Genomic DNA, 1,005 nt, shown 5'->3' on the forward strand with positions numbered 1-1,005 from the left:
GTACCGCTTTATCTCGGCTACTCGACCCTCTGACAAATCTCGTTGCGTACCTATGTATCGCTCAATGTCTCGTCCTTCTTTGCGCCTAATATCTGCGTAAGAAATTGCATACAGTTGACGGGCTTCGATCACGCCAATATAAAAACTGCCGATGGGTTGTTTGACCGACAAAGCATTTATTTTTACGGTGCTCATCTTTAACCTCCGCTCAGCAGTTTGTCCAATCCCGTCTCAAGAGCTTTCCGGTCTTTTCGGAGCTTTTCAGGAATGTTGAAACCCGCATTGCCCGCCTCAGCAATAGCAATACCAAAACAGAGAAGGGTAGAGACTGCAAACACTCCATAGCTGATTGTTGTTAGAGCGGTCTGGTCAATCCGAAGCCAACTCGGTTTTTCCCCGATATTGACAACCGAAATCGAGGCAAATACGACTGTCGCGAGCACCACAATGATGACAAGCACCACCTGAATTGATTTTCTGAAAGGAAAAATATCGTGCCTAACCGAATACAACCCACCGGTAACAAAGGACGCCGCATATAAAACGAACTCGCCATTTTTCAGCAGGTCGTACATCTCATATTTTCTGCCTACAAGGAAAAAGATTGCGGCCAAACCCCATAAAGGCAAAAGCCCTACGCCTACCTGAATAAACAGCCAAAGACAACCGTCCCCAACGGACGCACGGTTTAACCAAGCAGGACTTTGCATATCACTGAACTCCCAAATTCAATTTTTATCGAGGGGACAACACAATGATCTCACGCACAAAGTGTTTAGCTTTGGCCGCTGTAATCCATCGGCGAAGTTCGATGCTGATGATCTCCCAACCCCGGTACAACTCGCGAACTTCGGGCGTATCAGCATTTGACACAACTACCCGGCACCCCTTTGAGTGCAAATCTCGGGCTACGCGTGCAACTCTTGATTGCTCATCGCCGGAAAATCTGTCCGCCGTGTAGTGATTGAAAAACGAGGTGTCATTCAACGCCGGATACGGTGGATC

General features: G+C 47.8%; 2 protein-coding genes and 1 pseudogene. All 3 read right to left on the minus strand.

Going from position 1 to position 1,005, the window contains the following annotated elements; all coding sequences use genetic code 11:
- Nucleotides 1-195: pseudogene (locus tag AC1D1X_RS24285) on the minus strand (DGQHR domain-containing protein); the annotation flags it as partial.
- A 2-nt stretch (nucleotides 196-197) separates the two neighbouring features.
- Nucleotides 198-575, minus strand: coding sequence for a hypothetical protein (locus AC1D1X_RS24290; protein WP_477699485.1), 378 nt, complete (start codon nucleotides 573-575; stop codon nucleotides 198-200).
- A 160-nt stretch (nucleotides 576-735) separates the two neighbouring features.
- The coding region (locus tag AC1D1X_RS24295; protein ID WP_477699486.1) for a DNA adenine methylase at nucleotides 736-1,005 on the minus strand (270 nt) is incomplete at its 5' end.

It is taken from the genome of Polaromonas sp. P1_G4 (genome assembly GCF_056405475.1).